Source organism: Streptomyces sp. NPDC003032 (genome assembly GCF_053591415.1).
In genome coordinates this window covers 126588-153359 of the sequence record NZ_JBSFTT010000004.1, presented here as the reverse complement: position 1 = coordinate 153359, position 26772 = coordinate 126588, and the positions used below count along the sequence as shown (strand labels likewise).

Here is a 26772-nt window from a genome sequence, read left to right as displayed (position 1 = left end):
CTTGAGGTGTTGAGGTCCTGAGGTGTTGAGGTCTTGAGGTGTTGAGGTCGGTCCCGAGGTCCTGAGGGCTACTTGCCGTCCGAGGGGCCGCCGCTGTCCTGCCCGCCCTGACCGCCCTGCCCCGTGAACTTCCCGCGCAGCTTGCCGCCCAGGTCGCCCGCGCCGCCCGCGATGTCGCTGACCAGCTTCATCAGCGGGTCCTTGCTGTTGCGTACGTCGTCCGCGTACGAGGAAGCCGACTGCCGGAAGGAGTCGGAGACCGAGGCGTCCCTGTCCTCGTCGCGGCGCGGGTAGTGGCCGTCCATGATCCGCTGGAAGTCGCGGGACTCGGCCCACTTCTTCAGCTCGGCGGCGCGCACGGTGGCGAAGGGGTGCGTACGCGGCAGTACGTTCAGGATCTTCAGGACCGAGTCGCGCAGGTCGCCCCCGGCCTCGTACTCCTCGGCCTGCTCCAGGAACGCGTCCACGTTCATCTCGTGCAGGTGGTTGCCGCCCGCGAGCTTCATCAGGCCCCGCATGGAGGCCTTGATGTCCTGGCCGACCAGGAGGCCCGCGCGGTCGGCGGACAGCTCCGACTTGCGGAACCACTCGCGCAGCGCCGTCACGATCGCCATGATCGCGACATTGCCCAGCGGGATCCACGCGACCTTCAGCGCGAGGTTGGTGAGGAAGAGCAGGATCGTGCGGTAGACGGAGTGGCCGGAGAGCGCGTGGCCCACCTCGTGGCCGACGACCGCCCGCATCTCCTCCTCGTCGAGCAGCTCGACCAGGCCCGTGGTCACCACGATGATCGGCTCGTCAAGGCCGATGCACATGGCGTTCGGATTCGGGTCCTGGTTGACGTACATCGGCGGGACCTTCTCCAGGTCCAGGATGTAGCAGGCGTCGAGCAGCATGGTGTTGAGGTGCGCGAACTGCGCGTCGGAGACCCGTACGGAGTCGGACAGGAAGAGCAGCCGCAGGCTGCGCTCGGGCAGCAGGCCGCTGAGCGCCTTGAAGACCGTGTCGAATCCGGTGAGCCTGCGCAGGGCCACCAGGGCCGAGCGGTCGGCCGGATGCTCGTAGGCACGCGACGAGATGCCGGGGAAGCGCCTGCGCTGCCGGCTCGGCACGTGCTCGTGGCCCGCGCCGTGGCCGGCGCCGTTGGCGCCGCCGTCCCCGTCCCCGCCGCCGCTGTGGTGGTTGCCGTCCGTCATGCCGATTCCCCCATGTCTCGTCCTCTTGTGCCCCCGAGGTGGAGTCCAGCCTAGGCGGAGATACCGTGACAGGGCAGCACACAGAAGGAGTCTTCCGTCATGGAGCACAACCCTGGGGCCGTCTGGCTCACGGAAGCGGCCCGGGCCGCGCAGCAGCAAGGGCCGGGCAATCTGCTGCGGATCGTGCTGATCGTCATGGTCGTCGGATGCGTGCTGGTGGGCTGGTTCCTGCTGCGCGGGTACCGGCGGGACGGCGACGCGGGTCAGCAGGGCCGCGACGTGAGCCATCAGGGCCCCGACGAGGGCCGGCGTGGTGGCGACGAGGACACCAAGAGCTGAGTCGACGTGAGCCGGGGCAGGGCCCCCGCTTACGATGGGCCGGAAGTCCCTATGTCCATCCCACCCCCGGATAGGTCCTGCCTGAGATGAGCCTCCACAGCACCGCCGCCCAGCTGGTCACTCTCGCCTCCGAGGGCGGCGAGCACGGCGGCGACCACGAAAGCCTCAGCCCCCTCCTGACCGGCGGCGGCGCGTTCCTCGCCCTTCTGCTGCTCCTCTGGATCACCACGCGCTTCAACCGCGACCGCTGAGCGCCCCCGGGGGTCCTTGCGGGGACCGCCGAAACGGAGCCCGCCGACCGGGCCGGTAGGGTCTGCACGCATGGGAGAGCAGGACATGCCTACCGGTCCGGGGACCGGTCCGGTGAGCAACGGCAAGCGCCGCCTCGGTGTCATGGGCGGAACGTTCGACCCGATCCACCACGGACACCTCGTGGCGGCCAGTGAGGTCGCCGCGCAATTCCACCTCGACGAGGTGGTGTTCGTGCCGACCGGGCAGCCGTGGCAGAAGAGCGACAAGCGGGTGTCCCCGGCCGAGGACCGCTATCTGATGACGGTCATCGCGACCGCCGAGAACCCGCAGTTCTCGGTGAGCCGCATCGACATCGACCGCGGCGGAGCGACGTACACCACGGACACGCTGCGCGATCTGCGCGCCCTCAACCCCGACACGGACCTGTTCTTCATCACGGGCGCCGACGCCCTCGGCCAGATCCTCACCTGGCGGGACACGGAAGAGCTGTTCTCCCTCGCGCACTTCATCGGGGTCACCCGGCCCGGCCACACCCTGACCGATCCCGGGCTCCCCAAGGGCGGCGTCTCCCTGGTGGAGGTCCCGGCCCTGGCCATCTCGTCCACGGACTGCCGCGCGCGGGTCGCCAAGGGCGATCCTGTCTGGTACCTGGTGCCGGACGGCGTGGTGCGTTATATCGACAAGCGCGAGCTGTACCGCGGCGAATGAGCCGAGAGGGGCACCGGTGAACGACCGACAGTACGACCCTTATGCGGGCGGCGACCCGTATGCGGGCGAGTACGTGGGTGAGTACGCGGCCGACCAGTACCAGGTCGTCGGGTACGACGAGTACGGGCGGCCGGTGTACCAGCAGGTGCAGCCGCAGGTGCCTCAGCAGCAGGCCCAGCAGCCTCAGCAGGCTCAGGGGTACGGTTACGACCCGTACGCGGGCGGGCAGCAGCAGGGGTACGACGCCGGTGCTTACGGCACGGGAGCCGGTACGGGTACGGATACGGGTGCGCGTGACTCGTACGGGTCGTACGACTCACGCGCTTCGTACGACTCACGCGCTTCGTACAGCGGTGCCCCGGCAGCCACCTCCTACGGCACCGAGACCGCCTGGGTCCCTCAGCAGCAGCAAGCTCAGCCCCTTGGGCCGGGACCGGAATCGGAACCGGAACCCGAGCCGCAGCCCGAGTACAAGACCGAGCAGTTCTCCTTCATCGAGGAGCCGGACGAGGACTCCGAAGACGTCATCGACTGGCTGAAGTTCACCGAGAGCCGCACCGAGCGGCGCGAGGAGGCCAAGCGGCGCGGGCGTTCCCGCGTCGTCGCGCTCGTCGTGGTCCTCGCGCTGGTGATCGCGGGCGGTGTCGGCTATCTGTGGTTCGCGGGCAAGCTGCCGGGCCAGTCGGACGGCGAGGGCGGCGCCGCCGGTGCGGCCGGACCGCAGAAGCGCGACGTGATCGTCGTCCATCTGCACAACACCAAGGGCGGCGGCACCTCCACCGCGCTCCTGGTCGACAACACCACCACCGAGCGGGGCGCCACCGTCCTGCTGCCCAACTCCCTCGCCGTGTCGGACGACGACGGCAGCGCGACGACGCTCGGCAAGTCCGTCGACGACGACGGCTCGACCGGCACCCGGGAGTCGATCGACACCGTCCTCGGCACCGAGGTCGAGGGCACCTGGCGTCTGGACACCCCGTACCTGAACAACCTCGTCGAACTCGTCGGCAACATCGACATCGACACGGACGCCGACGTGCCCGACCCGAAGGCCGAGAAGGGCGAAGCGCCCCTGGTGAAGAAGGGCGAGCAGCAGACGCTGAGCGGCGCGATGGCCGTCGCGTACGCCACCTACCGCGCGGCCGACGAGAGCGAGAGCGCGCAGCTGGACCGCTTCGGCCAGGTCATGCAGGGCATTTTGCGCAAGCTCTCCTCGGACCCGAAGGCGGCCACGACCACCGTGGAGTCGCTCGCACAGATCCTCGACCCCTCGCTGAAGGAGAAGGATCTCGGCGCCTTCCTCGCCAAGCTCGCCGACCGCGCGAAGGGCGGCGACTACGAGACGACGCTGCTGCCGGTGCGTCCGGACGGCACGCTGACCGAGAAGGCAGGCGACAGCGTGGTCAAGGACGTCCTCGGCGGTGCGGTGAAGAGCCCGGAGAAGGGCGCGGCCGTACGGGTCGGCGTCAAGAACGCCTCCGGGGCGAAGGACGCGGTACAGGACGCCCGGGTCTCGCTGGTCAACGGCGGCTACACCTTCGTCGACAGCGGCGCGGGATCGGCGGCCCGGCCCACCTCGCAGGTCACCTACGCCGACGAGGCGAGGAAGGCGCAGGCCACCGAGGTCGCCAAGACCCTCGGCCTGCCGACGAGCGCGGTCCGCGAGGGCAGGACGGCGCCCAACGCGGACGTGTCCGTGGTCCTCGGCCAGGACTACAGGACGGGGTGAGACGGGGGCCGGCGGAGGCGGTGACGTAATCGTCTGGGGTGTGGACGGCGGTCCGTGAGACCCTTGAGGTGTCTTGACCATCTGAAGGAAAGCTCACCAGTGACCGCCACGGACCGCTCCATCGAGCTCATCAACGTCGCCGCCCAGGCGGCTGCCGACAAGCTCGCGCACGACATCATCGCGTACGACGTCAGCGACGTGCTGTCGATCACCGACGCCTTCCTGCTCGCCTCCGCGCCCAACGACCGCCAGGTCAAGTCGATCGTCGACGAGATCGAGGAGCAGCTGAACAAGCAGCTGGGCACCAAGCCGGTCCGCCGCGAGGGGGACCGCGACGCCCGCTGGATCCTCCTCGACTACGTGGACATCGTGGTGCACGTCCAGCACAGCGAGGAGCGGGTCTTCTACGCTCTTGAGCGCCTCTGGAAGGACTGCCCCGAGATCGCGCTGCCCGAGGACGCCACGGCGACCCGCGGCAAGGGCGCCGAGCACGCCGATCAGCGGGCCGCGGAGGAGGCTGACCTGGACGGTGAGCTTCGGTGAACAACCGCGGCTGCCGGATCATCCTGTGGCGGCACGGCCAGACGGCCTGGAATCTGGAGCGCCGCTTCCAGGGTTCCACGGACATCGAGCTGACCGGGGCGGGCGTCGGCCAGGCCAGGCGCGCCGCCCGGCTGCTCGCCTCCTTGAAGCCGGACGCGATCGTCGCCTCCGACCTCAAGCGGGCGGCGGCCACGGCGGGCGAGCTTGCCGCCGTCACCGGCCTCCCCGTCACGTACGAGGAGGGCCTCCAGGAGACGTACGCCGGTGAGTGGCAGGGCCTGACGCACGAGGAGATCATCTCCCGCTTCGGCGACCAGTACACGGCGTGGAAGCGCGGTGAGTCGGTGCGCCGCGGCGGCGGTGAGCTGGAGACCGAGGTCGCCGACCGGGCCGCGCCCATCGTCCTGCGCCACGCCGAGAAGCTGCCCGACAACGGCACGCTGGTGGTGGTCAGCCACGGCGGCACCATCCGCACCACGATCGGTCGCCTCCTCGGTCTGGAGTCCCACCACTGGGAGGGGCTCGGCGGTCTCTCCAACTGCTGCTGGTCGGTCCTCGGGCAGGGCGCGCGGGGCTGGCGCCTGCTGGAGCACAACGCCGGCACGCTGCCGGAGCCGGTGCTCGGCGACGACGACTGAGCGTCCCCGGGAAGCTCCGGGGGGGCGGCCGGGACCCGGATTTCACATTCCGGCTGGTCGCAGGCTAAAGTTCTTCTTGTTCGCCCCGCAGAGCGGGGCGAAACACCGTGCGGCTCGGCCGCATGGCACAAGGGGCTATAGCTCAGTTGGTAGAGCGCCTGCATGGCATGCAGGAGGTCAGGAGTTCAATTCTCCTTAGCTCCACAGCAGTGACGTTCTTGAGTCCGCTCAGGATCGTCTCAGAGATCCCGTCCGATCGATTCGATCGGGCGGGATCTTGCAGTTTCCAGGGTGACCTAACGACCTCACTGGATCTCGCCTAACAAATCGGTCAAACAATTGATACCCACAACACCGCGGGTGTTTTCGCGAATACACCGCAGGATCAAGTCCGCCTTCGCTCTCGCCTTCACCGCGTGGCGTGAACCACGGGTGATCCTGTGGGTCACGGCGGGAGCGGTGGCATTCGGATTCCTCATCGCGCTGGAGATCGCCGCGCGTCATTACGCCGGCCGGCCGGGGCCGATCACCAACCAGGTGCGAGAGGTGATATTCCCTCCCAAGCCGGGGCCGCTGTACGGCGGTATGGCGCTGATGATGGTGGTGCTCACCTGGCGGGAGCGGTTCATCGCGGCCGGTGCCGCGATCGGCATCGACGTCGTCTTCGTGCTGGTGCGGTGGGCGGTCGGCGCCGAGACGCCCGAGGACCACTACTTCGGCAACGGTGCGCTGTGGGTGATGCTGGGCTGCGCGGTCATCGCCCTCACGCGCCGCACCGGCCCGGAACGCAGCCTGCTGCTGAAGGGCGTCGGCCTCGGCCTGCTGCTGGTGGCCGGCCGCAAGACCGGCGACACCTGGCTGCTCATCACGGCGAAGACCCACCCGACCGTGCTCGACCCGTACGTGGCGATCGCCGACCACGCGCTCGGCGACCCGTCGTGGCTGGCGGGCCGGATACTCCACGCCACCGGCCCGGTCGGCACCCATCTTCTCGACTGGGTGTACGCCCAGCTCGCGGTGGCCGCGATCGTCGTCGCGCTCTACCAACTGCGCGACGTGGCCGTCGAGCGCCGCTTCCCGCGCCACCACCTGGTGCGCACCTTCCTGCTCATCGGCCTCCTCGGGCCAGGCATCTACATGATCTTCCCGGTGGTCGGGCCGATCTTCGCCTACGGGCCGGGCACCTCCGGAACCGGCGGAGTGCAGTGGGCGGTGGCCAATCTGTGGCCGCACACGCCGCTGCCGATCAGTACCCCGCACCCGGTGCCCTACGACGGGATCACCCCTCGCAACTGCGTGCCCAGCCTGCACACGGCGTGGGCCACCGCGATCTTCATTCATTCCCGCAAGGGCCCACTGATGCTGCGATGCGCGGGCGCGTTCTGGCTGATGGCCACGCTCGGCGCGACGCTGGGATTCGGTTATCACTACGGCGTGGACCTGATCGCCGGTGTGGTGTTCGCGCTCACGATCGAGGCGGCTCTGCGCGCGTACGACCGCGGCTGGGGTCGGTCAGGGGTCCAACTGGTCGCCTACGGCGCGACCGTCTTCGCCGCGCTCTTGGTGTCCTATCGCTATCTGCCGATGGAAATGGCCAGGCATCCGTGGGTGTTCGGACCACTCCTCATCCTGGCGATGACTTCAGTGATCTACGGCTACGTACGCACCACCAGACTCTGGGAGGCGGAGGCGGAGGCGGAGGCCACCCCGGGCCGGCAGCCCGGGATCTCCGTCCCCGTCAGGGAGCGGAAGGTGCTGGTGCCGCCCCGGCCGCCGCTCCCGCCTCCGTCCTGAGCCGTCGCGCCCGCAGCTCTGCCGTGTGCCGTCTGCTCTCCTCGTCGTCCGGGGTGTAGACGACGATCCGGGACTCGGGCATGCCGTTGATGCTCAGGGAGACCGACGTCATGCGCAGTTCGCCGATCGCCTTGTGCCGGAACGTCTTCACCCGCGGTCCGGGCGGCAGTACGTCGCCGCTGTCCCAGAGCTTCGCGAAGTGCGGGCTCGTGGCGGACAGCCCGTGTATGAAGCCCTCCCATTCGGGCTCGCCCACATGCCGGCCGTACGCACTGCGCAGGGTCGCCACCATCACCGGCAGCTCCGAGTCGCGGAAGACCAGCGGGCACTCCTGTGCGGGCACGGTGAACAGCGACCACAGCACGTTCGCGACGCCGGTCGCGGGCGGCTGTGCGATGAGGAAGAGGTCGCGGTAGGCGGGGTTGGTGGCGAGGATGTCGTACCGCGCGTTGTAGACCACCGCGGGGTGCGGGTCCACGGCGTCGATGATGCCCTGGATCTCCGGGCCCACCGCGCCCGCCGCGGCCTCGCGGGCGGGGGCGTACGGCACCTCGGCCAGGTGGTACAGATGCTCGCGCTCCGGGCGGTCCAGGCGCAGGGTGCGGGCCACGGCGTCCAGGACCTGGGGCGAGGCGTTGATCGGGCGGCCCTGCTCAAGCCACGTGTACCAGGTGACGCCGACTCCGGAGAGCTGGGCGACCTCCTCGCGACGCAGCCCCGGAGTGCGGCGGCGCAGCCCCGGGGCCATGCCCACGTCGGCCGGCGTCACGCGGGCCCTGCGGCTGCGCAGAAAGGCGGCGAGCTCGGGCCGCCGCCGCTGGACGGCGGCCGTCCTGGTCGTTGCAGCCGGCGTCCGCTTCGGGTGCGGCTGTTGGGCCGCGGCCGGCTGCGTCCGCTCCCGTGTCCGTCCTCGGATCCCCGTCATCGTCGTCACGTCCCCCATCGTCCGCGTCCTCCCCGACCGCTGCCAGGTGCTGTCAGTACCAGCATCAGCGGGCTCTCGTTACCCGTACCCGGCCGCCCGCACGCTCGATGGCATGACGACGACCACCTCTCCCGCCCCCGCGGGTCCAACTCCCACAACCAGTAAAGCCCCCGGCACTGACAATCGCCGTGGACGGCTGCTCGCGGTCGTGCTGGCCGCCCAGTTCATGGCGCTGCTCGACGTCTTCATCGTCAATGTCGCGGCGCCCACCATCCGCACCGAACTGCACGCGTCGGGCGCCGGACTGCAGCTGGTCATCGCCGGCTACACCATCACGTACGCCGTGCTCCTGATCACCGGCGCGCGGCTCGGCGACCTCCTCGGGCACCGCCGCGTGTACCTCGCGGGCCTCGCGGTCTTCACGGTGGCCTCGCTCGCCTGCGGACTCGCCCAGGGCACGGGCGGGTTGATCGCCTTCCGGCTGCTGCAGGGCGCGGGGTCCGCCGTCCTCATCCCGCAGGTGCTCAGCCTGATCCAGCGGAACTTCGCGGGCGAGGCGCGGGTGAAGGCGCTCGGCGCGTACTCGGCGGTCCTCGCGACCGGCGCCGCCGCCGGGCAGGTGCTCGGCGGGGTCCTCGTCAGCGCCGATCTGTTCGGCACCGGCTGGCGTCCGGTGTTCCTGGTGAACGTGCCGGTCGGCGTGGCCCTGCTCGTCCTCGCCGTGCGCGTGCTGCCGCGCGACGACGACGCGGGGCGGGCGGCGGCGCGGGCGCGCGGGCTCGACGTGGTGGGATCCGTGCTGCTCGGCGCCGCGGTGTCGCTGTTCACCGTGCCGCTCGTGCTCGGGCAGCAGGAGGGCTGGCCGCTGTGGTCCTGGCTGTCGCTGGCCGTCGCCGCGTGCCTCTTCGCGCTGTTCTGCGTGTACGAGTCCCGGCTCGCCCGGCGGGGCGGCACGCCGCTGATCGCGCCACGGGTGCTGCGAACGCCTGGCATGGGCCTCGCGGTCTTCCGGGTCACCGCCGTGATGGCCGTCAACGCCGGCTTCCTGTTCGCGCTCACGCTGCACGTCCAGGGCGGCCTCGGCTACAGCGCGCTGCGCGCCGGTCTCACCTTCGCGCCGACCGCCGTGGTCTTCGGCCTGGTCGGCCTGACCTGGCGCGGCTGGCCACAGGCGGTCCAACGGGCGTTGATCCCCGGCGGGTTCGCGCTGAGCGCGGTGTCGACGGCCGCCGTGGGGCTGCTGCTGCGTGACGGTGGCGACGGCGGGATCTGGCTGTACGTGGCCTTCGTCGGTGCGGGAGCGGGGCTCTCCCTGGGCTTCAGTCCGACGCTCACGCGGGCGCTCGCCGCGGTGCGTGCCGAGGACGCGGCGGACGCCAGCGGCCTTCTCGCCACAGTCACACAGATCGGCCAGCTGACCGGAGTCGCCTGCTTCGGGGCGCTCTTCTTGAACCGGCTTGAGTCGGGAGGGGGCTCCCGGGCGTATTCATCCGGGGACGCGCTCCTGGTGTGCTGCTATGCGCTCGCTGCCGTGGCCGCACTCGCCGCCGTGTCCGGACTGGTACGAATGCGTCGCTGACCGGCCCGCTCAGACCGTGGCAGAATCGGACGGCCGGAAGGGGACGCAGCCCGACGGGAGGGAGAGCGTGATGCCTGCGAGCATCCTCGAAGAGGTCGACCGCCTCTTCGACGCGGCGGCGATACGAGAATGTGCCGCGCTCCGCACGCTCCTCAAGTGCCCTTCCTGCGGCTCTGCCCACGTCGCCCAAGTTCTCGGTGACAACGGCGGAGTCAGTTACGTCTGCACCGCCTGCGGCCACAGCTGGAGCTGATCGATGGGTGCACACAGGCGGAAATGCGACTGGTGCGGCAGTGGCACACCGATCGTCCGCGACATGGAGCCGGTCAACAACGAGTACCAGTACTGGTGCGAGGAATGCGCGAGGGCGCTGATCATAAAAGGCGACCCCATCGAGACTTATCGCGAGCTCGAAGGGGAGCCGATCTACGGCCGACTGCTCGACGAGCACTGCACCCTCAAGCGGTTCTACTCGTTCGCCACCGCATGACTCCTGCCAGCAGGAAACCGAAAGCGGTCACTACGTAGAGGGCGGACAGCGTCATCTGGCCATAGTTCTGGCTGAGTTCCAGCCGTCCCACTCCATGCGGCACCCACCACAGGGCGTACGAGCAGAAGACCAGGCACGTGGCCGCGGTGACCGCCCACCGGGCGCGGCCGCCCCGGTGAGCCGCCTCGGCCCCCAGGAGCAGCACCATCGGCACGCACCACACCCAGTGGTGCGACCACGACACCGGGCTCACCAGGAGTGCCGTCGCCGCGCAGCACAGCGCGGCCCAGGCCCGGTCCCCGCGCAGCGCGGCGGCCACCGCGACCGCGAGGCCGAGCGCGCAGGACGCCGCCGCTGCCACCGCCCACCAGGCGCCGGGTTCCGCGGTGTGCAGGAGGCGGGCGAGGACACCGCGCAGCGACTGGTTCGCGGTGTCCTCCGCCAGGCCGACCCGGCCCGCCTCGAAGACCATCCGGGTCCAGAACCGCCACGAGTCGTAGGGCAGGACGGCGGCGGCGAGGAGCGTCGCACCGGCGAACGAGACGGCCGCCACGCACGCGTGCCGCACGGCGGGCCGCCACACACCGCGCCGCAGGGCCTCGGCGGCCCCGGTCAGCAGCAGGAGGACGGTGAAGAGCGCGGGCGTCAGCTTGATCGCCGCGGCGATGCCGATGCCCAGGCCCGCCCAGCGGTGGCCGGGGCGCCGGGACAGGTCCCACAGGACGAGGACGGCGAGCAGCAGGTTGATCTGCCCGTAGCGCAGCGTCGTCCACACCGGCTCGCACCAGACGGCGAGCGCGGACGCCCACAGAGCGCTCTCCACTCGCGCATGCCTCTCCTCCACGCGCGCATGCCTCTCCTCCACGCGCGCGTGCCGGGTCTCGCCGACGAACCGCAGGGAGAGGGCCACGAACACCACCAGGAGGAGCAGGTTCCCCAGCGTCGCGAGGGTGCGCATGTCCGACGTGTCCAGGAGCGTCAGCGGCGTGAACAGAAGCGCGGCGAAGGGCGGGTAGGTCGTCGGCAGGTGGGCTTCGGTGGTGCGCAGTGCGTAGAGGTCGCCGCCCGCGCGTACGGTCTCGCCCTCGGCCCGGTAGACCATCAGGTCGATCATCGAGACGTCGGCGGCGCGCTGGGCGAGCCAGAAGGCCGTGAAGGAGAGCAGGCAGGCGCCGGCGGCCAGAGGTGCGTGGCGGCGGGCGGCGGCGGACGCGATCACGGTCACGGAGGCTGACAGTACCGGCCTTATCGGGCGGTATAGGCCCAGAAGGGAATCGATTTGGTGGAGCACGGGTAGGACCGTGTAATGTTGGCGGAGCCGCCGGGGAAACCGGGCGGACACAGCAAGGGGCTATAGCTCAGTTGGTAGAGCGCCTGCATGGCATGCAGGAGGTCAGGAGTTCAATTCTCCTTAGCTCCACAGCAGATGAGAGCGGGCCACCCGGATCGGGTGGCCCGCTCTCATCTTTCTTCTCCCTTCCCCCTTCTCTTCCTGTCACTGCCGTCCGCTGCCCAGGGCCCTGCGGCGCCGGCCCGAGGGGAGCGCGGCGGGCAGAGCCGGACGCGCCGGGGCCGCCGCCTTCGGGTCCTCCTCGATGCGCAGGGCGAGCGCCGGGCAGCGGCGCACCGCGCGGGAGGCACGCGCTTCGGAGTAGCGCGGTACGGAGGCCTCCGCCACCGAGGGGAAGCCGTCCGGGCCCAGCTGGATCAGCTCCGGGACGATGTCCGCGCACAGGCCGTGGCCCTGACACAGGGTCCAGTCGACGGCCAGCTTGCGGCCGGTAGGGGCTTCCGCCGGGGGAGCGTCCGTCTGGAGAGGCAGGACGCCCTCGACGGGGCGGCCGCAGCCGCCGCCCAGGACGTGTGCCGCGAGGTCGTCCGTGAACGCCGCGATCGCCGACTCCAGGAAGGCCGCGGAGCCGTCCGGATGCTTGCAGGCGCCGCGCCGCTTCACCGCCCGGGTCACCTCGCGCAGCGCTTCCAGGGCGGTCGGGCCGCCCCCTTGGAGGACGTCAGCGAGGCCGCGGGCCGCCGCGGGCAGACCGAGGTAGCAGGGGCCGCACTGCCCGGCGCTCTCCGCCGCCAGCCAGTGCGCGACGCGCAGCGACTCGCCGAGCGGGCAGGTGCCCTCGCCGATCGGCAGGACCGCACCCGCGCCGAGCGCGCCCCCGCAGGCCTCCAGGGCGGCGCGGGAGACGACCGCGTCGTGCGCTGTGACACTGTCCAGCCACTTGCCGTGGTAGCCGCCCGTCAGCACGCCCTGGGGGAGCGGTGGGGCGCCGGCGAGCTGAAGGACGTACCGCAAGGGCACTCCGGTGGGGGCCTCCACGACCATCGGCCGGGCGACCGCTCCGGAGAGGGTCAGCAGGACCGTGCCGGGTTCGTCGCGCAGCCCGGTGCGGCAGTACCGGTCGGCGCCGATCCGCGCGGCGACGGCGAGCTGGGCGAACGTCTCCGCGTTGGAGAGCAGCGTCGGGGCGCCGCCCACTCCGGAGTCGGACGTACGCGTCTTGCGGCCCGGCGGCAGCGGGGGGCCGCCGTCGGCCGAGCGGACCAGGGCGGAGGACTCCCCGGTGACCATGCGCACCGGATTGCGCTGCACGCGCGCGCGGAGGGCCGGTCCGCGCCGGTCGCCGAGGCCGCGCTCGGCGAGGGCGGTGCGCATCGAGGCCTCGGTGGAGTCGCGGGTCACGCCGATGACCAGGGTGCGGGCGCCGAGGGCCTCCGCGGCGAGCAGGGCGCCGTCCAGGATGAGGTGCGGGGCGCGGTTGATGAGGACGGTGTCCTTGCGGCAGGCCGGTTCGTCCTCGCTGCCGTTGACGACCACCACGGGGCGCACCCCGCGACGTATCGCCGCGTCCGCGACGGCCCGCAGCTTCCGCGCGAACGGGAAGCCGGCGCCGCCCCGGCCGCGCAGCCCGATGTGCTCGGCGAGGCGGGCGAGCGGTTCGCCCGCCATGGGTTCCAGGGGGCCGTGCACCTTCAGGTGCATGGTCAGATCGAGGCGTTCGACCAGGTCGAAGCCCGACGTGAGCAAGGGGAGGCCGACGACGCGGACTTCGGGGACGTCGGGCAGTGACGCGTTCACGGGTGGCCTCCGGTGGCGGCGTTCCAGGGCTCGCCCGAGCTGGGGGCCTGGAAGGGCCGGGGCAGCGGTTCGGTGGCGGGGCCGATGTCGTACGCGGGGTCGTAGGTGGGGTCATGGACGGGCTGGGGTGTCGTGTCATAGGTGGGCTGGGGCGCCACGTAGGGGGACTCGGCGGGCGGCGGCGGGCAGGGGGTGGGCCAGCGGTTCACGGGTGCGGCGTCGGGCATGGGGGGAAGCGGCTCGGTCAGGGCGCGGTAGGCCGCCGAGATGCCGACGACCGGGTCCTGGAGGGGGGTGACGTCAGGGGCCGTGCCGGGGAGGGGGGCGGACGTGGTGTCCCGCGCGGGAGGGCGTTCGCGCAGTGGGGCGCCGCGCTCCGGTTCGAGCAGCGCCAGGATGTGGGCGGCGACCTTCCGCTTGACCGGGGGCGGCGCCGCGCGCAGCGTGACGGCCCCGGCGACCGCGACGAGGCACAGGCAGTACAGGGCGATCACCCAGGGCTTCGGCGGGCGGCCCGCGTACAGGCCGTGGATCAGCGCCGCGCACCAGGCGGGGTAGGCGAGCATGTGCAGCGCCCGCCAGCGCGAGGCGATCCGCGCGGGGGAGGCGAAGGCGCTGCGCAGGGCTCCGGTGACGCCCGTGGCCACCATGAGGAGGCCGGCGAGCGAGCCGAGGCCGATGAGTCCGGCGCTGCCGGTGACGCCGAGCCCGAAGGGCACCAGGGCGCCGAGGGGCGACACGTGGTCGAGGGCGACCTTGACGGTGCCGTGGAGCAGCAGGAAGCCGACGGAGGCGACCGCTGTGGCCCGGTGCACGGCCTGGGCGAGCAGTCGCTGACGCGAGCGCAGGAAGAGGCGGTCGGTGGCGACCAGGCCCCAGACCACGGAGGCGGTGAGGGAGACCAGGCACAGGACGCCGGTGGTGAAGTCCAGGGCGGCCCGGAAGCCGTCACTGCCCGCGAAGACGAACAGGGGTATCAGGAGCAGGGCTCCGGTGCCGAGCAGTCGGCTCCGGCGATCGGGGTGCAGACGGTGCGGAGGGTTCATGGGGGCGGCTCCGAAATGGTTCGGTCCCGCCGCATGCTAAGTCGCTCCATACCGGTGGGTACGGGGTTTCAGTTATTGCGTTGTTATCAAAGTGCGACGCGATCTTGGTGTTGCCCCGATAGTGGGCGGTACGCGGAGTAACCCTTGGCCAAAGCTGGGAAGTGGGGGCTCCGGGCGTCCGGCGCACAAGCTCGTCGCGGGTCGCGGGAGGGCTGCGGTACCCTGACGCCATGCGTGCCGTACGCCTTCTGCTTAGCGGGCCGCGCTGATCAGTCCCGACCGCCGGTGAATCGTGGTCGGAATCGGCGCGGCGTCCCCTCCTGTGCGAGGGGCATTTTTATTTGGCCAGCACGGTCAATTCCGTAGGCAGAGACGATCGATGGAGCTTTGAGGATCATGAGCGAGACGAATTCTGCTGCCGCCTCCGAGGTGGCCGCGCCGCACCGCTATACGGCCGCTCTGGCCGCTGAGATCGAGGCACGCTGGCAGGACTTCTGGGATGCCCGGGGCACCTACGAGGCACCGAACCCGAGCGGCGACATGGCCGCGCGGGACGAGGCCGAGACCGCGCTGGTCGCCAAGCCCAAGAAGTTCATCATGGACATGTTCCCGTACCCCTCCGGAGCGGGCCTGCACGTCGGCCACCCCCTGGGGTACATCGCCACGGACGTCTTCGCGCGCTTCCAGCGCATGACCGGCCACAACGTCCTGCACACCCTGGGCTTCGACGCCTTCGGCCTGCCCGCCGAGCAGTACGCCGTGCAGACGGGCACCCACCCGCGCGTCTCCACCGAGGCCAACATCGAGAACATGAAGGCCCAGCTGCGCGCACTGGGCCTGGGGCACGACAAGCGGCGCTCGTTCGCGACGATCGATCCCGAGTACTACAAGTGGACCCAGTGGATCTTCGTCCAGATCTTCAACTCCTGGTACGACGCCGACGCCAAGAAGGCCCGCCCGATCGCCGACCTGGTCGCGCAGTTCGCCGGCGGTGAGCGCGCCGTACCGGGCACCACGCGCGCGTGGAGCGAGCTGGACGCCTCCGAGCGCGCGGACGTGCTGAGCCAGTACCGCCTGGCCTACGCCTCCGACGCGCCCGTCAACTGGTGCCCCGGCCTGGGCACCGTCCTGGCCAACGAGGAGGTCACCGCCGACGGCCGCTCCGAGCGCGGCAACTTCCCCGTCTTCAAGTCCAAGCTGCGCCAGTGGAACATGCGCATCACCGCGTACGCCGACCGACTGCTGGACGACCTGGACGCCCTGGACTGGCCCGAGGCCATCAAGCTGCAGCAGCGCAACTGGATCGGCCGCTCCGAAGGCGCGCGTGTCGACTTCCCCGTGGGCACCGAAGGCGATGCGATCACCGTCTTCACCACCCGCCAGGACACCCTGTTCGGCGCGACCTACATGGTCCTGGCGCCCGAGCACGAGCTGGTCGACAAGGTCGTGCCCGCGGCCTGGCCCGAGGGCACCCACGAGGTGTGGACCGGCGGCCACGCCACCCCCACCGAGGCCGTTTCCAAGTACCGCGCCTTCGCCGCCTCGAAGTCCGACGTCGAGCGGCAGGCCGACGCCAAGGAGAAGACCGGCGTCTTCACCGGCGTCTACGCCACCAACCCGGTCAGCGGCGAGCAGGTCCCGGTCTTCATCGCCGACTACGTACTGATGGGCTACGGCACCGGCGCCATCATGGCCGTCCCGGCGCACGACAGCCGCGACTTCGCCTTCGCGCGCGCCTTCCACCTGCCGATGCGCTGCGTGGTGGAGCCGTCCGACGACCGCGGCACCGACACCACGACGTGGGACGACGCCTTCTCCTCGTACGAGGCGAAGCTGATCAACTCCGCGAACGAGGAGATCACCCTGGACGGCCTGGGTGTCGTCGACGCCAAGGCGCGCATCACCGGCTGGCTGGCCACGCGCGGCATCGGCGAGGGCACCGTCAACTTCCGGCTGCGCGACTGGCTCTTCAGCCGCCAGCGCTACTGGGGCGAGCCCTTCCCGATCGTCTACGGCGAGGACGGCATCGCCCACTCGCTGCCCGAGTCGATGCTGCCCCTGGAGCTGCCGGAGGTCGACGACTACTCCCCGCGCACCTTCGACCCGGACGACGCGGACACCTCCCCGGAGACGCCGCTGTCCCGCAACGAGGACTGGGTCAACGTCACGCTGGACCTGGGCGACGGTCCCAAGAAGTACCGCCGCGAGACCAACACGATGCCCAACTGGGCCGGCTCGTGCTGGTACGAGCTGCGCTACCTGGACCCGCGCAACGACCAGCAGCTGGTCGACCCCACCGTCGAGCAGTACTGGATGGGCCCGCGCGCGGGACAGCCCACCGGCGGCGTCGACCTGTACGTGGGCGGCGCCGAGCACGCGGTGCTGCACCTGCTGTACGCGCGCTTCTGGTCGAAGATCCTGTTCGACCTGGGCCACATCTCGTCCGCCGAGCCGTTCCACAAGCTGTACAACCAGGGCATGATCCAGGCCTACGTCTACCGGGACAGCCGCGGCTTCCCGGTGCCGGCGGCCGAGGTCGAGGAGCGCGACGGCAGGTTCTTCTTCGAGGGCGAGCCGGTCAAGCGCGAGCTGGGCAAGATGGGCAAGTCCCTGAAGAACGCCGTCACGCCGGACGAGATCTGCGACGAGTACGGCGCGGACACCCTGCGGCTGTACGAGATGGCGATGGGCCCCTTGGACGTGTCGCGCCCCTGGGACACCCGCGCGGTCGTCGGCCAGTACCGCCTGCTGCAGCGGCTGTGGCGCCTGATCGTCGACGAGTCGACCGGTGAGGTCACCGTCGCGGACGTCGCCGAGGCAGACATCGACGAGGCCACCCTGCGCGCCCTGCACAAGGCGATCGACGGCGTCCGCCAGGACCTGGACGGCATGCGGTTCAACACCGCCATCGCCAAGATCACCGAGCTGAACAACCACCTGACGAAGGCCGCCGGGCCCGTGCCGCGGTCGGTCGCCGAGCGCCTGGTGCTGCTGATCGCGCCGCTGGCCCCGCACGTCGCCGAGGAGCTGTGGCGCAAGCTGGGTCACACCGACTCGGTCGTCCACCAGGACTTCCCGGTCGCCGACCCGGCGTACGTCGTGGACGAGTCCGTGACCTGCGTCGTGCAGATCAAGGGCAAGGTCAAGGCGCGCCTGGAGGTCTCCCCGTCGATTTCCGACGAGGAGCTGGAGAAGGTGGCCCTGGCCGACGAGAAGGTCGTGGCCGCGCTGGACGGCGCGGGCATCCGCAAGGTGATCGTGCGGGCGCCGAAGCTGGTGAACATCGTTCCGGCGTAGCGGTATAGCGGTATAGGGGTCTTCCCTTACGGGCAGGTTGGGGGTTCCGATGGAACCTCCGGCCTGCCTTCTCCGTTTACGGTGGAAGAGCCGTCGCTGGCGCGGACGGACTTGGTGTAGTCAAAGAGTCAATGAGTCGAAAAGTCGGAGAGGAGCGTCATGGAAGCCGTGGGCGCAATCGTGGCGCTGCTCGTGGTGCTGTTCCTGGTGCTGGGGGTGTATGCCACGGTGAAGGTCGTCAAAGCGGCCAAGCGGGGCGTGGACCGCACCATCACGGAAGCCCGCCGCACGGTGGAGGACACCACCCTTCGCGCGAGGAGCTTCGCCCAGGTCGGCGCCGCGGGTGAACTGGCCCAGCTGCGACTGTCCTTGCGGACGTCGATGAGGTCCACACAGGACGTGCTGCAGGCGGGCGCCGTCGAGGACGCCTCCCTGAAGGAGTCCCTCTTGCTGTTCGACCGACTCAGCGCCCATGGGCACGAGCTGGACGACGAGCTGCGCCGTCTGGAGCGTGACCCGAACAAGGCGGCCCTGGCCGAGCGACTCCCCGAGCTGCGGGAACGCACGGAGCAGATCACCAAGGCGGCGGACTCGCTGCGGTGGTCGGCGCGCGACCGGGCCCGCCGGTTCGCGGGCGACGACCTGGACTCGCTGAGCACGCAGATCGACATGGAGGCGGGTGCCCTGCGGCACTGGACGACGGAGCCGGCGCCCGCGCAGGCCCCCGCCGCCTGGCCCGAGCCCGCCGCGCAGCCCGCCAAGGACGCCGAGCAGACCTGGTCCGAGCCTTCCGCGCAAACATCCCAGGAGCCCACGCGGCCCGCGATCACGCCGCCCGCGGCGACGCCCACGTATCCGTGGGAGAAGAAGGCCAAGCCCGAGAGCACGACCTGAGCCGCCGCCCGTGACAAGGGAAGCTACCAGGGGACGGGGCGAGCACGGCGCACAGGACGAGCAGGGGCCGGGCTGCCGTCCTGCGGCTGGGGCGGGTAATCTCCAGCCCATGTCCCGCCATGTCGCGATCGTCACGGATTCAACGGCCTATCTGCCGCAGCGGACGATGGAGCAGCACGGCATCACCGCGGTGCCCCTGACCGTGGTCCTGGGTGACCAGGCGCTGGAGGAAGGCACCGAGATCTCGGCGCGCTCCCTCGCCCTGGCGCTGCAGAAGCGGAAGTCGGTGACCACGTCCCGGCCCAGTCCCGAGCTCTTCGCGGAGACATACCGGAAGGTCGCCGAGGCCGGCGCGACAGCCATCGTCTCGCTGCATCTGTCCGCCGAGTTCTCCGGTACGTACGACGCCGCGGTCCTCGCGGCGAAGGACGCGCCGGTGCCGGTGCGGGTGGTGGACACCGGCATGGTCGCGATGGCCCTCGGCTTCTGCGCCCTCGCGGCGGCGGAGGCCGTGGAGGCGGGGGATGCGGTGGAGGAGGCGGTGGCGGCCGCCGAGAAACGCGCCGCGGGCACGTCCGCGTACTTCTACGTCGACACCCTCGACTATCTGCGCAGGGGCGGCCGTATTGGCGCCGCGCAGGCCCTGCTGGGCTCCGCGCTCGCCGTGAAGCCGCTCCTGAAGCTGGACGGCGGCCGCATCGACATGCTGGAGAAGGTGCGGACGGCGTCGAAGGCGATCGCCCGGCTGGAGGAGATCGTCGTCGAACGGGCCGGGACGGGCCGGGTCGACATCGCGGTGCACCATCTGGCGGCGCCGGACCGGGCGTCGACCCTCGCGGACCACCTCCGCGAGCGGCTGCCGGGCCTGGGGGAGTTGCACGTCAGCGAGGTGGGCGCGGTGATCGGGGCGCACACGGGGCCTGGGCTGCTGGGGGCCGTGGTCTCGCCGCGGTGAGGTCTTTTCGCTCGTGCGGGTGACGGAGTTATCCACAACTGCCGGGTAATCCACGGGAATTGCCCAAGATCAACACAATGTCGCCGCGATGTCTACCGTCGTCGGCATGACCTCACTTCGATCACCTTCTCGAACAACATCCGCGACGAGCGGCCCCGGCCGGGGCCCCGCATCCGACGGCCGTGCGCGACGCCGTCAGGCCCGCAGCCGGGTCCGGCACAGCCATGCCTCGTCGGAGGCGGTGCGACTGCGCGCGGAGAGCCTCTTCGCCGAGCCGCAGCCACCCCCTTCTTCGCCGCGGCTGGACGTCGCGGCTGCTGACGTGGAGCTTCTGCCGAAGCGCGAGGCCAGTCGCGGGGTGCCTGTGCCACCTGGGTGGGCACGGCAGGGAGAGACCAGAGCAGAGGCAGAGGCAGAGGCTGCGGGAGCGCGAGCGGGAGCGGGAGCGGGTGCGGAGGCGGAGGTGGAGCCCGCCCCGGATCGGAAGGCGCAGGCCTGTCCCTCGCGGCGGGAGCGGATGGGGCTGGCTCTGCGGGAGCGGCTGCCGGTGTGGCTTCAGTCGAGATGTGGGCTGGAGCGGCGCGGCGTCGTCGCGCTCGTCGTGGTCCTCGCCGTCGCCTCGGTCTTCGCCGCGCAGCACTTCTGGGAGGGGCGGACCCGGCCCGTGCAGGCGCCGGACGTGTTGCGCGAGGCGGCCGCGCCCGCTGAGCGAGGCGCGGAACCGGCTCCCTCGCCGGGGTCTCCGGCCGAAGCGGGTCGGGCGTCGGCGGGCGGGAGCGGTGCGACGGGCGCGGCGGCCGGTGCGGGTGGTGGCGGGATCGTCGTGGACGTCAGCGGGAAGGTCCGCCGTCCCGGTGTCCACCGATTGCCCGCGGGGTCCAGGGTGGCTGACGCGCTGCGTGCCGCGGGAGGGGCGCGGCCCGGTGCCGACATGGGCGGTCTCAACCGCGCGCGGTTCCTGATGGACGGTGAGCAGGTGGTGGTCGGAGAGCTGGCTACGGCTGCCGGACCCGGCGGTGCCGGTGCCGGTGTCGCGGCGGGCGGCGCGGGAACGGCGGGGGCCGGATCTACCGCCACGGGCCTGGTCGGCCTGAACACGGCGACTGCCGAGCAGCTCGACGAACTGCCGGGCGTCGGCCCCGTGTTGGCACAGCACATCATCGACTACCGCAGCGAGCACGGAGGTTTCCGCTCCGTCGAAGAACTCCGCGAGGTCAACGGCATCGGTGATCGGCGCTTCGCCGATCTCCAGGATCTCGTACGGCCATGACGCCGGGGTCTCGGAGCAGGGCGGGGGCGGCGCGTGCGGCGGTTCACGCCTCGTCGGGAAACCCTCTCGGTGCTTCGCATCCCCGGCAGGAGGGGCCGGTCGACCTCCGGCTGGTTCCTCCCGCGCTGGCGGCGTGGGCGGCGGCCGCACTGATGCTGGACGCCCCGCCTCGGTGGGCGGTCGCCACGGTGGCGGTCTGTGTGGCGGTGGCCGGTGCGCTGCTGGTGACGTGGACGGCTCGGGGATGGCGGGCGAGGGGCGCGGCTGCGGTTGGCGCTGGGAGTCGGAGTGGCGTCGGTGCTGCTGGAGGCGTTGCCACTGCCGGTGCTGGCGCTGCTGCCGCTGCCGCTGCTGGCGGTACTGGCGGTACTGGTAGTGCCGCTGCTGCCGCTGCTGCTGCCGGTGCCACTGGGCCTAGCGGCAGCTCTGGTACTGGCCCTGGGCGCCAGGCTCGGTGGGCCGCCCGGCCAGGGCAGTTGCCGCAGGGGCAGTTGCGGGGACGGCGACCCCCGTGGGGGCGATTGTCCGTGGCTGCGACGCTGCTCTGCGTCGCCGCCTCGGCAGGCTCCGCCGCGCTGCACGGGGCGGATCTGCACCGTGGCCCGGTTCCGGCGCTGGCCGGCGAGTACGCGGAAGTGGAAGCGGAGGTGGAGGTCACGTCTGATCCCCGGCGCACCCGACCCCGGGTCGCGAGCGCGCACGCGATGCCGCCCGCGGTCGTGCTGGACGCCGATGTCGTCCGCGTCACGCAGACGGACGGCACGGCGAGCGTGACGCGGACCCCGGTTCTGGCCGTCGTGCGCGGGGAGGATTCCGGCTCCGCGAGGTCACTGGGCGCTCCGGGAAGTCGCGGTAAGGCGCCACCGGAAGCAGGAGCAGGGGTGCGGTCGGCCGGCGCCACCAGCTCCGCCGATGCCTGGCTCGCCCTGCTGCCGTCCACGCGGTTGCGGGTGCAGGCACGGATGGCGCCACCGCTGTCGGAGGGGGACAAGGTCGCGGCGGTGCTCCGGGTGTCCGGGCAGCGGGCGCCGCGCGTGGTCGGGGCGCCGACCGGGGCACAGCGGCTCGCCGGGGAGTTGCGGGGCGGGTTGCGGGAGGCCACGGACGGGCTGTCGGCCGATGCCCGCGCGCTGCTGCCGGGGCTGGTCGTCGGGGACACCTCGCGGGTGCCCGCCGAGCTGGAGCAGGCGTTCCGGGCGACCGACCTGACGCACTTGCTCGCCGTCAGCGGGGCGAACCTCACAATCGTCCTCGTCCTGCTCATCGGCCCACCGGGCACCGCCCAGCGTGCCGAGCGGCGGGGCCTCGCACCGAGGCTGGGCATTCCGCTGCGCTCAACCGCGCTGCTCGGCGGGCTGCTCACTCTAGGCTTCGTCATTGTCTGTCGGCCGGATCCGAGCGTGCTGCGGGCCGCCGCCTGCGGGCTCATCGCGCTCCTCGCCATCGCCACCGGGCGGCGCAGGTCGCTGATCCCGGCGCTCGCCGCCGCCGTGCTGCTGCTCGTCCTGTACGACCCGTGGCTGGCCCGAAGCCACGGCTTCCTGCTCTCCGTCCTCGCCACCGGCGCCCTGCTCACCCTCGCGCCGCGCTGGAGTGCGGCGCTGCGGCGGCGTGGGATGTCGCCGAGGTTCGCCGACGCGCTGGCCGCCGCGGCCGCGGCGCAGGCGGTGTGCGCGCCCGTCGTCGCTGTCCTCGCCGCCCGGGTGAGCCTGGTGGCGGTGCCGTGCAATCTCCTCGCGGAGTTCGCCGTCGCGCCCGCCACCGTGCTCGGCTTCGCCGCGCTGGCGTCGGCGCCGGTGGCGATGCCGGTCGCCGAGGCGCTGGCGTGGTGCGCGGGTTGGCCCACCGAGTGGATCGCGGAGATCGCCCGCACCGGCGCGGCGCTGCCCGGCAGCGGGGTCGACTGGCCGGGTGGGTGGCGTGGCGGGCTGCTGCTCGCGTTCGCCACGGTGGCGTTCGTCCTGGCGGGCCGCAGGCTCGCGCGGCATCCGTGGCTCGCCGCGGCCTGTGCCCTGCTGCTCCTCCTGGTGGTCGTCCAGCCGCCGCCCCTCACGAGGGTGATCGCGGGATGGCCACCGCCGGGGTGGCGCATGGTGGTGTGCGACGTGGGGCAGGGCGACGCCACGGTGCTGGCGGCGGGCGAAGACGCCGGGGTGGTCGTCGACGCGGGGCCCGACCCGGTGGCGGCCGACCGGTGCCTGCGTTCGCTCGGGATCACCCGGGTGCCCCTGGTGCTGCTCACCCACTTCCACGCCGACCATGTCGCGGGGCTGCCGGGGGTGTTGCGGGGGCGTGAGGTGGGAGTGATCCAGACGACGGGATTCGAGGAACCGCCGGAGCAGGCGGAGTTCGTGCGGGAGCAGGCGGCGGCCGAGCGCGTTCCGGTGGCCCGGGCCGTGGCGGGGGAGCGGCGGCGCGCGGGGCCACTGGAGTGGCAGGTGCTCTGGCCCCCGCCAGGTCCGGTGCCGCGACCCGAGGGGCCGAACGACGCGAGCGTCACGCTGCTCGTGCGGACCGGAGGGCTGACCCTGCTGCTCCTCGGGGACCTCGAACCGCCGGGCCAGCGAGCCCTGCTGCGCACTCCGGCAGCCGTGTCGCTCGCCTCCGTGGACGTGCTGAAGGTGGCCCATCACGGCTCGGCCCATCAGGATCCGGAGCTCCTGCGCAGGGCGGCGCCGAGGCTGGCGTTGATCTCTTGCGGTGCGGACAACTCGTATGGCCATCCGTCTCCCGTCACGGTCGCGGCGCTGCGGGCCGAAGGGGCCAAGGTGCTGCGGACGGACGTGGATGGATCGATCGCGGTGGTGGGTTCCGGGCCGAAGTCGGCGCCCCGGCTCGAAGCCGCTACCCGGCCGCCTTAGCGGTGCCGTGCCGCCCCGAAGGGGGCGATCAATTCGGGCTACTCGCGACAGTTCCAGCGCATCGCCAGCATTCCCGCGATGTGCGGCCGTGTTGCATCGAATGCCGCAACGGTGATCGAATGCCTATTCGTTGCAGTTTGCAGGTGGTGTCAAGTGTCGTGGGGGTGGGTCACAGGTGTTCGGCCGTTGGCTGGGAAACCGTACGAATCGGGTGGGACGGACGGGACCCATGTCGGCGTTCAGGGTTCCGCCGGACGCGGGGATGCTCAGCTGTCGGGTGCTCGACCCCGTCAACGAGCCCGTGCGGAACGCGGAGTTCGCCGTCAGTGACGCCATGGGCCGCAAGGTGGTCGGCGGTGGCACGGACCCCTACGGGTCGTTCGTCACGACGGTTCCGGCGGGGGAGTACCGCTTGGTGGTCTCGGCGGAAGGGTTCACTCCGTACCGGGGGAGCGCGACCGTCGGCCAGGACACGCACGCCTCGCTCGGTGATGTCACGCTCCAGGTCGCCCAGCCCCCGGCGCTTCCCGAGCCCGGTGACTGGGAGGTCGACCCCCTGCACTCCTCCGTCGGCTTCACCGCGCGGCACATCGGGCTTGCCCGCATCCGCGGCCGGTTCAACAGCTTCGCGGGTGCCATACGGGTGGGCGAGCGGATGGAGGAGTCCGCGATGCACGTCGTCATCGACGCGGCCTCCATCGACACCGGGGTCCAGATGCGCGACGACCATCTGCGCTCCGGCGACTTCCTCGACGTGGGGCGCTTCCCGACGATGGAGTTCTACGGCGACCGCTTCGTGCACAAGGGCGGCAGCCGCTGGGCCATCTCGGGCGGCCTGACGCTGCACGGCGTGACGCGCACGGTCACGCTGGACACCGAGTACCTGGGGATCGGTCAGGGGCTGGAGGGCGAGACCCGCGTCGCCTGCCGCGCCACCACCGAGCTGCACCGCGACGACTTCACGATCACCTGGCAGACGATGCTGGCGCGCGGTATCGCGGCCGTCGGGCACAGCATCACGATCGACCTCGACATCCAGGTCGTCCCCAAGAGCGGCTGACCTCGCCGCCGGGTCGGTCCCGCGATCGGCCGGTCTCCGCTACGGGGCCTCCAGCCAGCCCTCGTGTTCGGCGGCCAGTTCGTCGAGCGCCGCCCGGTCCAGGCGGGACTCCGGGTCCTCGACGACCACCAGCCACTGGGCGTCCTCGGCGTCGTCCTCACCGGCGAGTGCGTCGCGGACCAGCTGGGGTTCCTCGGCCACGCCGAAACGGTCGGGGAGCTCTTCGGACACTGCCTCCGCGGCATCGCGGTCGGGCAGCACCAGGACATGTCGTACGTCGGTCACCTGCCTATTCTCCGACAGGGGACGGGCTGTCAGTGCCGCGTGGGATGCTTGACCGCGATGGCCAGGAAGACAGCTAACGACGATCCGCTCGCTCCCCTCACGCTCGCCGTGGGGCAGGAGGACCTGCTCCTCGACCGCGCCGTGCAGCAGGTGGTGGCGGCCGCCCGCGCCGCCGACGCGGACACGGACGTGCGCGACCTCACCTCCGACCAGTTGCAGCCCGGCACACTCGCGGAGCTGACCAGCCCCTCGCTCTTCGCCGAGCGCAAGGTCGTGGTCGTGCGGAACGCGCAGGATCTGTCGGCGGACACGATCAAGGACGTGAAGGCGTATCTCGGGGCGCCCGCCGAGGAGATCACGCTCGTCCTGCTGCACGCGGGCGGCGCCAAGGGCAAGGGCCTGCTCGACGCGGCCCGTAAGGCGGGGGCGCGTGAGGTCGCCTGCCCCAAGATGACCAAGCCCGCGGACCGGCTGTCGTTCGTACGGAGCGAGTTCCGTGCCCTCGGACGTTCGGCGACTCCCGAGGCGTGCCAGGCCCTGGTCGACTCGATCGGCAGTGATCTGCGCGAGCTCGCCTCCGCGGTGTCCCAGCTGGCGGCGGACGTCGCGGGCACGATCGACGAGGCGATCGTCGGGCGGTACTACACGGGCCGGGCGGAGGCCTCCAGCTTCACGGTCGCCGATCGGGCCGTGGAGGGGCGGGCCGCCGAGGCGCTCGAAGCGTTGCGGTGGTCCCTGTCGACCGGTGTCGCTCCCGTCATGATCACCAGCGCCCTCGCGCAGGGCGTCCGCGCCATCGGCAAGCTCTCCTCCGCGCGCGGTGGGCGTCCCGCCGACCTCGCCCGTGAGCTGGGCATGCCGCCCTGGAAGATCGACCGGGTGCGCCAGCAGATGCGAGGGTGGACCCCTGACGGGGTGGCTGCCGCGATCGCCGCTGTCGCGGCGGCCGATGCGGGGGTCAAGGGCGGGGGCGACGACCCTGAGTACGCGTTGGAGAAGGCCGTGGTCGCTGTTGCCCGTGCCGCGCGCTCCGGCCGCCGCTGAGCGCTCCGCTGGGGTGGGCGGCCTTTGTATCTGCGGGCAGGTTTCTTGGCCCGGCCGTGCGGCTCCCCGCGCCCCCTTTACAGGCCGTACCGCCTGCCCAGTCGCCGACCTTGTCTGCGGGTGGCTCGTGGCTGGTCGCGCAGTTCCCCGCGCCCCTGGGAACGGGGCCTGCGGGGCACCGTGCCGGGTCCCGTCGGGGATACAGCAATGCCCCCGGAGTGGGTCCGGAGGCATTGGCGCAGCGTGGCGTACTGCGTGGTCTGTCCGCGATTCGAGGTAGAGGGCTCGAATTACCCTCGCGGGAGGATTGATCAGCGCCCCGGCGGACTGGACCAGCCAGTTAGCCGGGGTAAGGGCTTCAGCCCTTGAGGGTCGCGGCCTTCGTCGCAAGCGCCGACTTCTTGTTGGCGGCCTGGTTCTTGTGGATGACGCCCTTGGAGACGGCCTTGTCCAGCTGGCGCGTGGCCTCACGCGTGAGCTCGGCGGCCTTCTGGGTGTCACCGGCGGCAACGGCCTCGCGGGCCTTGCGGATCGCGGTCTTCAGAGAAGACTTGACCGCCTTGTTGCGCTGACGCGCCTTCTCGTTGGTCTTGATCCGCTTGATCTGGGACTTGATGTTCGCCACGAAAGAGCCTTTTCAGGTTCAGGTACTGCAGAGGATCTGCAGATGAGTGTTATGACACGCGTCTCGATGCTGAGAGGGCATACGAGACACAGCTGTCCACGGTACCAGCCGCCGTCCTACCGGCCCAAACCGAGCGCAGTGCCCCACCCATGGG

Annotated in this window: 24 protein-coding genes and 2 tRNA genes; 19 read left to right on the top strand and 7 right to left on the bottom strand. The window is 71.4% G+C overall.

Going from position 1 to position 26772, the window contains the following annotated elements:
• Positions 1-68: 68 nt before the first annotated feature.
• Entirely contained in the window at positions 69-1196 is a 1128-nt protein-coding gene (locus ACWDZ7_RS07380) for a M48 family metallopeptidase (RefSeq protein ID WP_451795592.1), read from the bottom strand.
• Positions 1197-1295: 99 nt separating this feature from the next.
• Between ACWDZ7_RS07380 and ACWDZ7_RS07375 the strand changes: the two genes are divergently transcribed.
• The 8 genes from ACWDZ7_RS07375 to ACWDZ7_RS07340 all read left to right on the top strand — a co-directional run bounded on the left by ACWDZ7_RS07375 (position 1296) and on the right by ACWDZ7_RS07340 (position 7199).
• Complete coding sequence (locus ACWDZ7_RS07375; RefSeq protein ID WP_451513230.1) at positions 1296-1535, top strand: hypothetical protein; 240 nt, start codon at positions 1296-1298, stop codon at positions 1533-1535.
• Positions 1536-1621: 86 nt separating this feature from the next.
• Positions 1622-1786, top strand: coding sequence for a hypothetical protein (locus ACWDZ7_RS07370; protein ID WP_451513147.1), 165 nt, complete (start codon positions 1622-1624; stop codon positions 1784-1786).
• A 70-nt stretch (positions 1787-1856) separates the two neighbouring features.
• A complete protein-coding gene (gene nadD, locus ACWDZ7_RS07365; protein WP_451795590.1) occupies positions 1857-2495 on the top strand; it encodes a nicotinate-nucleotide adenylyltransferase in 639 nt (212 codons plus the stop codon).
• Positions 2496-2511: 16 nt separating this feature from the next.
• Positions 2512-4224 carry an LCP family protein gene (locus tag ACWDZ7_RS07360; RefSeq protein WP_451795588.1) on the top strand — a complete coding sequence of 571 codons (1713 nt, stop codon included), beginning with the start codon at positions 2512-2514 and terminating at the stop codon, positions 4222-4224.
• Positions 4225-4323: 99 nt separating this feature from the next.
• The gene (gene rsfS, locus ACWDZ7_RS07355) at positions 4324-4767 is read left to right on the top strand and encodes a ribosome silencing factor (protein WP_451513144.1); all 444 of its coding nucleotides are present in this window, start codon (positions 4324-4326) and stop codon (positions 4765-4767) included.
• The gene (locus tag ACWDZ7_RS07350; protein ID WP_451795586.1) at positions 4764-5405 is read left to right on the top strand and encodes a histidine phosphatase family protein; all 642 of its coding nucleotides are present in this window, start codon (positions 4764-4766) and stop codon (positions 5403-5405) included. The genes rsfS and ACWDZ7_RS07350 overlap by 4 nt, the downstream gene beginning before the upstream one ends.
• 131 nt (positions 5406-5536) lie before the next feature.
• Positions 5537-5609: transfer RNA gene (locus ACWDZ7_RS07345), tRNA-Ala, on the top strand.
• A gap of 156 nt (positions 5610-5765) precedes the next feature.
• Positions 5766-7199 (top strand): phosphatase PAP2 family protein, encoded by a 1434-nt coding sequence (locus ACWDZ7_RS07340; RefSeq protein WP_451795584.1) that lies wholly within the window; start codon positions 5766-5768, stop codon positions 7197-7199.
• Here the strand turns inward: ACWDZ7_RS07340 and ACWDZ7_RS07335 are convergent.
• Positions 7144-8142: a helix-turn-helix transcriptional regulator gene (locus tag ACWDZ7_RS07335; RefSeq protein ID WP_451795582.1), complete on the bottom strand. Its 999-nt coding sequence runs from the start codon at positions 8140-8142 to the stop codon at positions 7144-7146. The genes ACWDZ7_RS07340 and ACWDZ7_RS07335 overlap by 56 nt on opposite strands.
• A 94-nt stretch (positions 8143-8236) precedes the next feature.
• On the opposite strand from ACWDZ7_RS07335, the gene ACWDZ7_RS07330 reads away from it, so the two are divergent.
• From ACWDZ7_RS07330 to ACWDZ7_RS07320, 3 genes are all read left to right on the top strand, one after another.
• The gene (locus tag ACWDZ7_RS07330; protein WP_451795580.1) at positions 8237-9703 is read left to right on the top strand and encodes an MFS transporter; all 1467 of its coding nucleotides are present in this window, start codon (positions 8237-8239) and stop codon (positions 9701-9703) included.
• A 70-nt stretch (positions 9704-9773) separates the two neighbouring features.
• Positions 9774-9956, top strand: coding sequence for a hypothetical protein (locus ACWDZ7_RS07325; RefSeq protein ID WP_451513130.1), 183 nt, complete (start codon positions 9774-9776; stop codon positions 9954-9956).
• A 3-nt stretch (positions 9957-9959) separates the two neighbouring features.
• The gene (locus tag ACWDZ7_RS07320; protein WP_030783413.1) at positions 9960-10193 is read left to right on the top strand and encodes a hypothetical protein; all 234 of its coding nucleotides are present in this window, start codon (positions 9960-9962) and stop codon (positions 10191-10193) included.
• Here the strand turns inward: ACWDZ7_RS07320 and ACWDZ7_RS07315 are convergent.
• Positions 10162-11418: a glycosyltransferase 87 family protein gene (locus ACWDZ7_RS07315; protein WP_451795578.1), complete on the bottom strand. Its 1257-nt coding sequence runs from the start codon at positions 11416-11418 to the stop codon at positions 10162-10164. The two genes, ACWDZ7_RS07320 and ACWDZ7_RS07315, sit on opposite strands and share 32 nt — an antisense overlap.
• A gap of 122 nt (positions 11419-11540) precedes the next feature.
• On the opposite strand from ACWDZ7_RS07315, the gene ACWDZ7_RS07310 reads away from it, so the two are divergent.
• Positions 11541-11613: transfer RNA gene (locus ACWDZ7_RS07310), tRNA-Ala, on the top strand.
• A gap of 75 nt (positions 11614-11688) precedes the next feature.
• On the opposite strand, the gene ACWDZ7_RS07305 is transcribed toward ACWDZ7_RS07310, so the two are convergent.
• Together ACWDZ7_RS07305 and ACWDZ7_RS07300 are read right to left on the bottom strand one after the other, a co-directional pair.
• Positions 11689-13281, bottom strand: coding sequence for an NADH-ubiquinone oxidoreductase-F iron-sulfur binding region domain-containing protein (locus ACWDZ7_RS07305; protein WP_451795576.1), 1593 nt, complete (start codon positions 13279-13281; stop codon positions 11689-11691).
• On the bottom strand, positions 13278-14327 hold the full coding sequence (locus ACWDZ7_RS07300) for a hypothetical protein (RefSeq protein WP_451795574.1): 1050 nt from the start codon (positions 14325-14327) through the stop codon (positions 13278-13280). Before ACWDZ7_RS07300 ends, ACWDZ7_RS07305 begins: the two co-directional genes overlap by 4 nt.
• A gap of 396 nt (positions 14328-14723) precedes the next feature.
• Here ACWDZ7_RS07300 and leuS point away from each other — a divergent pair, with 396 nt between their 5' ends.
• The 6 genes from leuS (at position 14724) to ACWDZ7_RS07270 (ending at position 24664) form a co-directional block, all read left to right on the top strand.
• The gene (leuS, locus tag ACWDZ7_RS07295) at positions 14724-17624 is read left to right on the top strand and encodes a leucine--tRNA ligase (protein WP_451795572.1); all 2901 of its coding nucleotides are present in this window, start codon (positions 14724-14726) and stop codon (positions 17622-17624) included.
• A 159-nt stretch (positions 17625-17783) separates the two neighbouring features.
• On the top strand, positions 17784-18518 hold the full coding sequence (locus ACWDZ7_RS07290; protein WP_451795571.1) for a hypothetical protein: 735 nt from the start codon (positions 17784-17786) through the stop codon (positions 18516-18518).
• Between the two features lie 109 nt (positions 18519-18627).
• On the top strand, positions 18628-19473 hold the full coding sequence (locus ACWDZ7_RS07285; RefSeq protein ID WP_451795570.1) for a DegV family protein: 846 nt from the start codon (positions 18628-18630) through the stop codon (positions 19471-19473).
• A 106-nt stretch (positions 19474-19579) separates the two neighbouring features.
• A complete protein-coding gene (locus ACWDZ7_RS07280; protein ID WP_451795569.1) occupies positions 19580-20743 on the top strand; it encodes a helix-hairpin-helix domain-containing protein in 1164 nt (387 codons plus the stop codon).
• Positions 20740-23604, top strand: a complete 2865-nt coding sequence (locus tag ACWDZ7_RS07275) for a ComEC/Rec2 family competence protein (RefSeq protein WP_451795568.1) — start codon at positions 20740-20742, stop codon at positions 23602-23604. The genes ACWDZ7_RS07280 and ACWDZ7_RS07275 overlap by 4 nt, the downstream gene beginning before the upstream one ends.
• Before the next feature lie 175 nt (positions 23605-23779).
• On the top strand, positions 23780-24664 hold the full coding sequence (locus ACWDZ7_RS07270) for a YceI family protein (RefSeq protein ID WP_451513121.1): 885 nt from the start codon (positions 23780-23782) through the stop codon (positions 24662-24664).
• A gap of 39 nt (positions 24665-24703) precedes the next feature.
• On the opposite strand, the gene ACWDZ7_RS07265 is transcribed toward ACWDZ7_RS07270, so the two are convergent.
• Positions 24704-24949: a hypothetical protein gene (locus tag ACWDZ7_RS07265; RefSeq protein ID WP_451513120.1), complete on the bottom strand. Its 246-nt coding sequence runs from the start codon at positions 24947-24949 to the stop codon at positions 24704-24706.
• A gap of 57 nt (positions 24950-25006) precedes the next feature.
• Here ACWDZ7_RS07265 and holA point away from each other — a divergent pair, with 57 nt between their 5' ends.
• The gene (gene holA / locus ACWDZ7_RS07260) at positions 25007-25993 is read left to right on the top strand and encodes a DNA polymerase III subunit delta (RefSeq protein WP_451795566.1); all 987 of its coding nucleotides are present in this window, start codon (positions 25007-25009) and stop codon (positions 25991-25993) included.
• 358 nt (positions 25994-26351) lie between these two features.
• Here holA and rpsT read toward each other — a convergent pair whose 3' ends face one another.
• Entirely contained in the window at positions 26352-26618 is a 267-nt protein-coding gene (gene rpsT / locus ACWDZ7_RS07255) for a 30S ribosomal protein S20 (protein WP_451513118.1), read from the bottom strand.
• Between the last annotated feature and the right edge of the window lie 154 nt (positions 26619-26772).

Excerpts from the sequence above, each read along its gene's own strand:
- ACWDZ7_RS07285 (WP_451795570.1), top strand. The coding sequence starts at position 18,628 with ATGTCCCGCCATGTCGCGATCGTCACGGATTCAACGGCCTATCTGCCG.
- leuS (WP_451795572.1), top strand. The coding sequence starts at position 14,724 with ATGAGCGAGACGAATTCTGCTGCCGCCTCCGAGGTGGCCGCGCCGCAC.
- ACWDZ7_RS07325 (WP_451513130.1), top strand. The coding sequence starts at position 9,774 with ATGCCTGCGAGCATCCTCGAAGAGGTCGACCGCCTCTTCGACGCGGCG.
- ACWDZ7_RS07290 (WP_451795571.1), top strand. The coding sequence starts at position 17,784 with ATGGAAGCCGTGGGCGCAATCGTGGCGCTGCTCGTGGTGCTGTTCCTG.
- ACWDZ7_RS07320 (WP_030783413.1), top strand. The coding sequence starts at position 9,960 with ATGGGTGCACACAGGCGGAAATGCGACTGGTGCGGCAGTGGCACACCG.
- ACWDZ7_RS07300 (WP_451795574.1), bottom strand. The coding sequence starts at position 14,327 with ATGAACCCTCCGCACCGTCTGCACCCCGATCGCCGGAGCCGACTGCTC.
- ACWDZ7_RS07330 (WP_451795580.1), top strand. The coding sequence starts at position 8,237 with ATGACGACGACCACCTCTCCCGCCCCCGCGGGTCCAACTCCCACAACC.
- ACWDZ7_RS07275 (WP_451795568.1), top strand. The coding sequence starts at position 20,740 with ATGACGCCGGGGTCTCGGAGCAGGGCGGGGGCGGCGCGTGCGGCGGTT.
- nadD (WP_451795590.1), top strand. The coding sequence starts at position 1,857 with ATGGGAGAGCAGGACATGCCTACCGGTCCGGGGACCGGTCCGGTGAGC.
- ACWDZ7_RS07335 (WP_451795582.1), bottom strand. The coding sequence starts at position 8,142 with ATGGGGGACGTGACGACGATGACGGGGATCCGAGGACGGACACGGGAG.
- ACWDZ7_RS07280 (WP_451795569.1), top strand. The coding sequence starts at position 19,580 with ATGACCTCACTTCGATCACCTTCTCGAACAACATCCGCGACGAGCGGC.
- ACWDZ7_RS07380 (WP_451795592.1), bottom strand. The coding sequence starts at position 1,196 with ATGACGGACGGCAACCACCACAGCGGCGGCGGGGACGGGGACGGCGGC.
- ACWDZ7_RS07375 (WP_451513230.1), top strand. The coding sequence starts at position 1,296 with ATGGAGCACAACCCTGGGGCCGTCTGGCTCACGGAAGCGGCCCGGGCC.
- holA (WP_451795566.1), top strand. The coding sequence starts at position 25,007 with ATGGCCAGGAAGACAGCTAACGACGATCCGCTCGCTCCCCTCACGCTC.
- ACWDZ7_RS07370 (WP_451513147.1), top strand. The coding sequence starts at position 1,622 with ATGAGCCTCCACAGCACCGCCGCCCAGCTGGTCACTCTCGCCTCCGAG.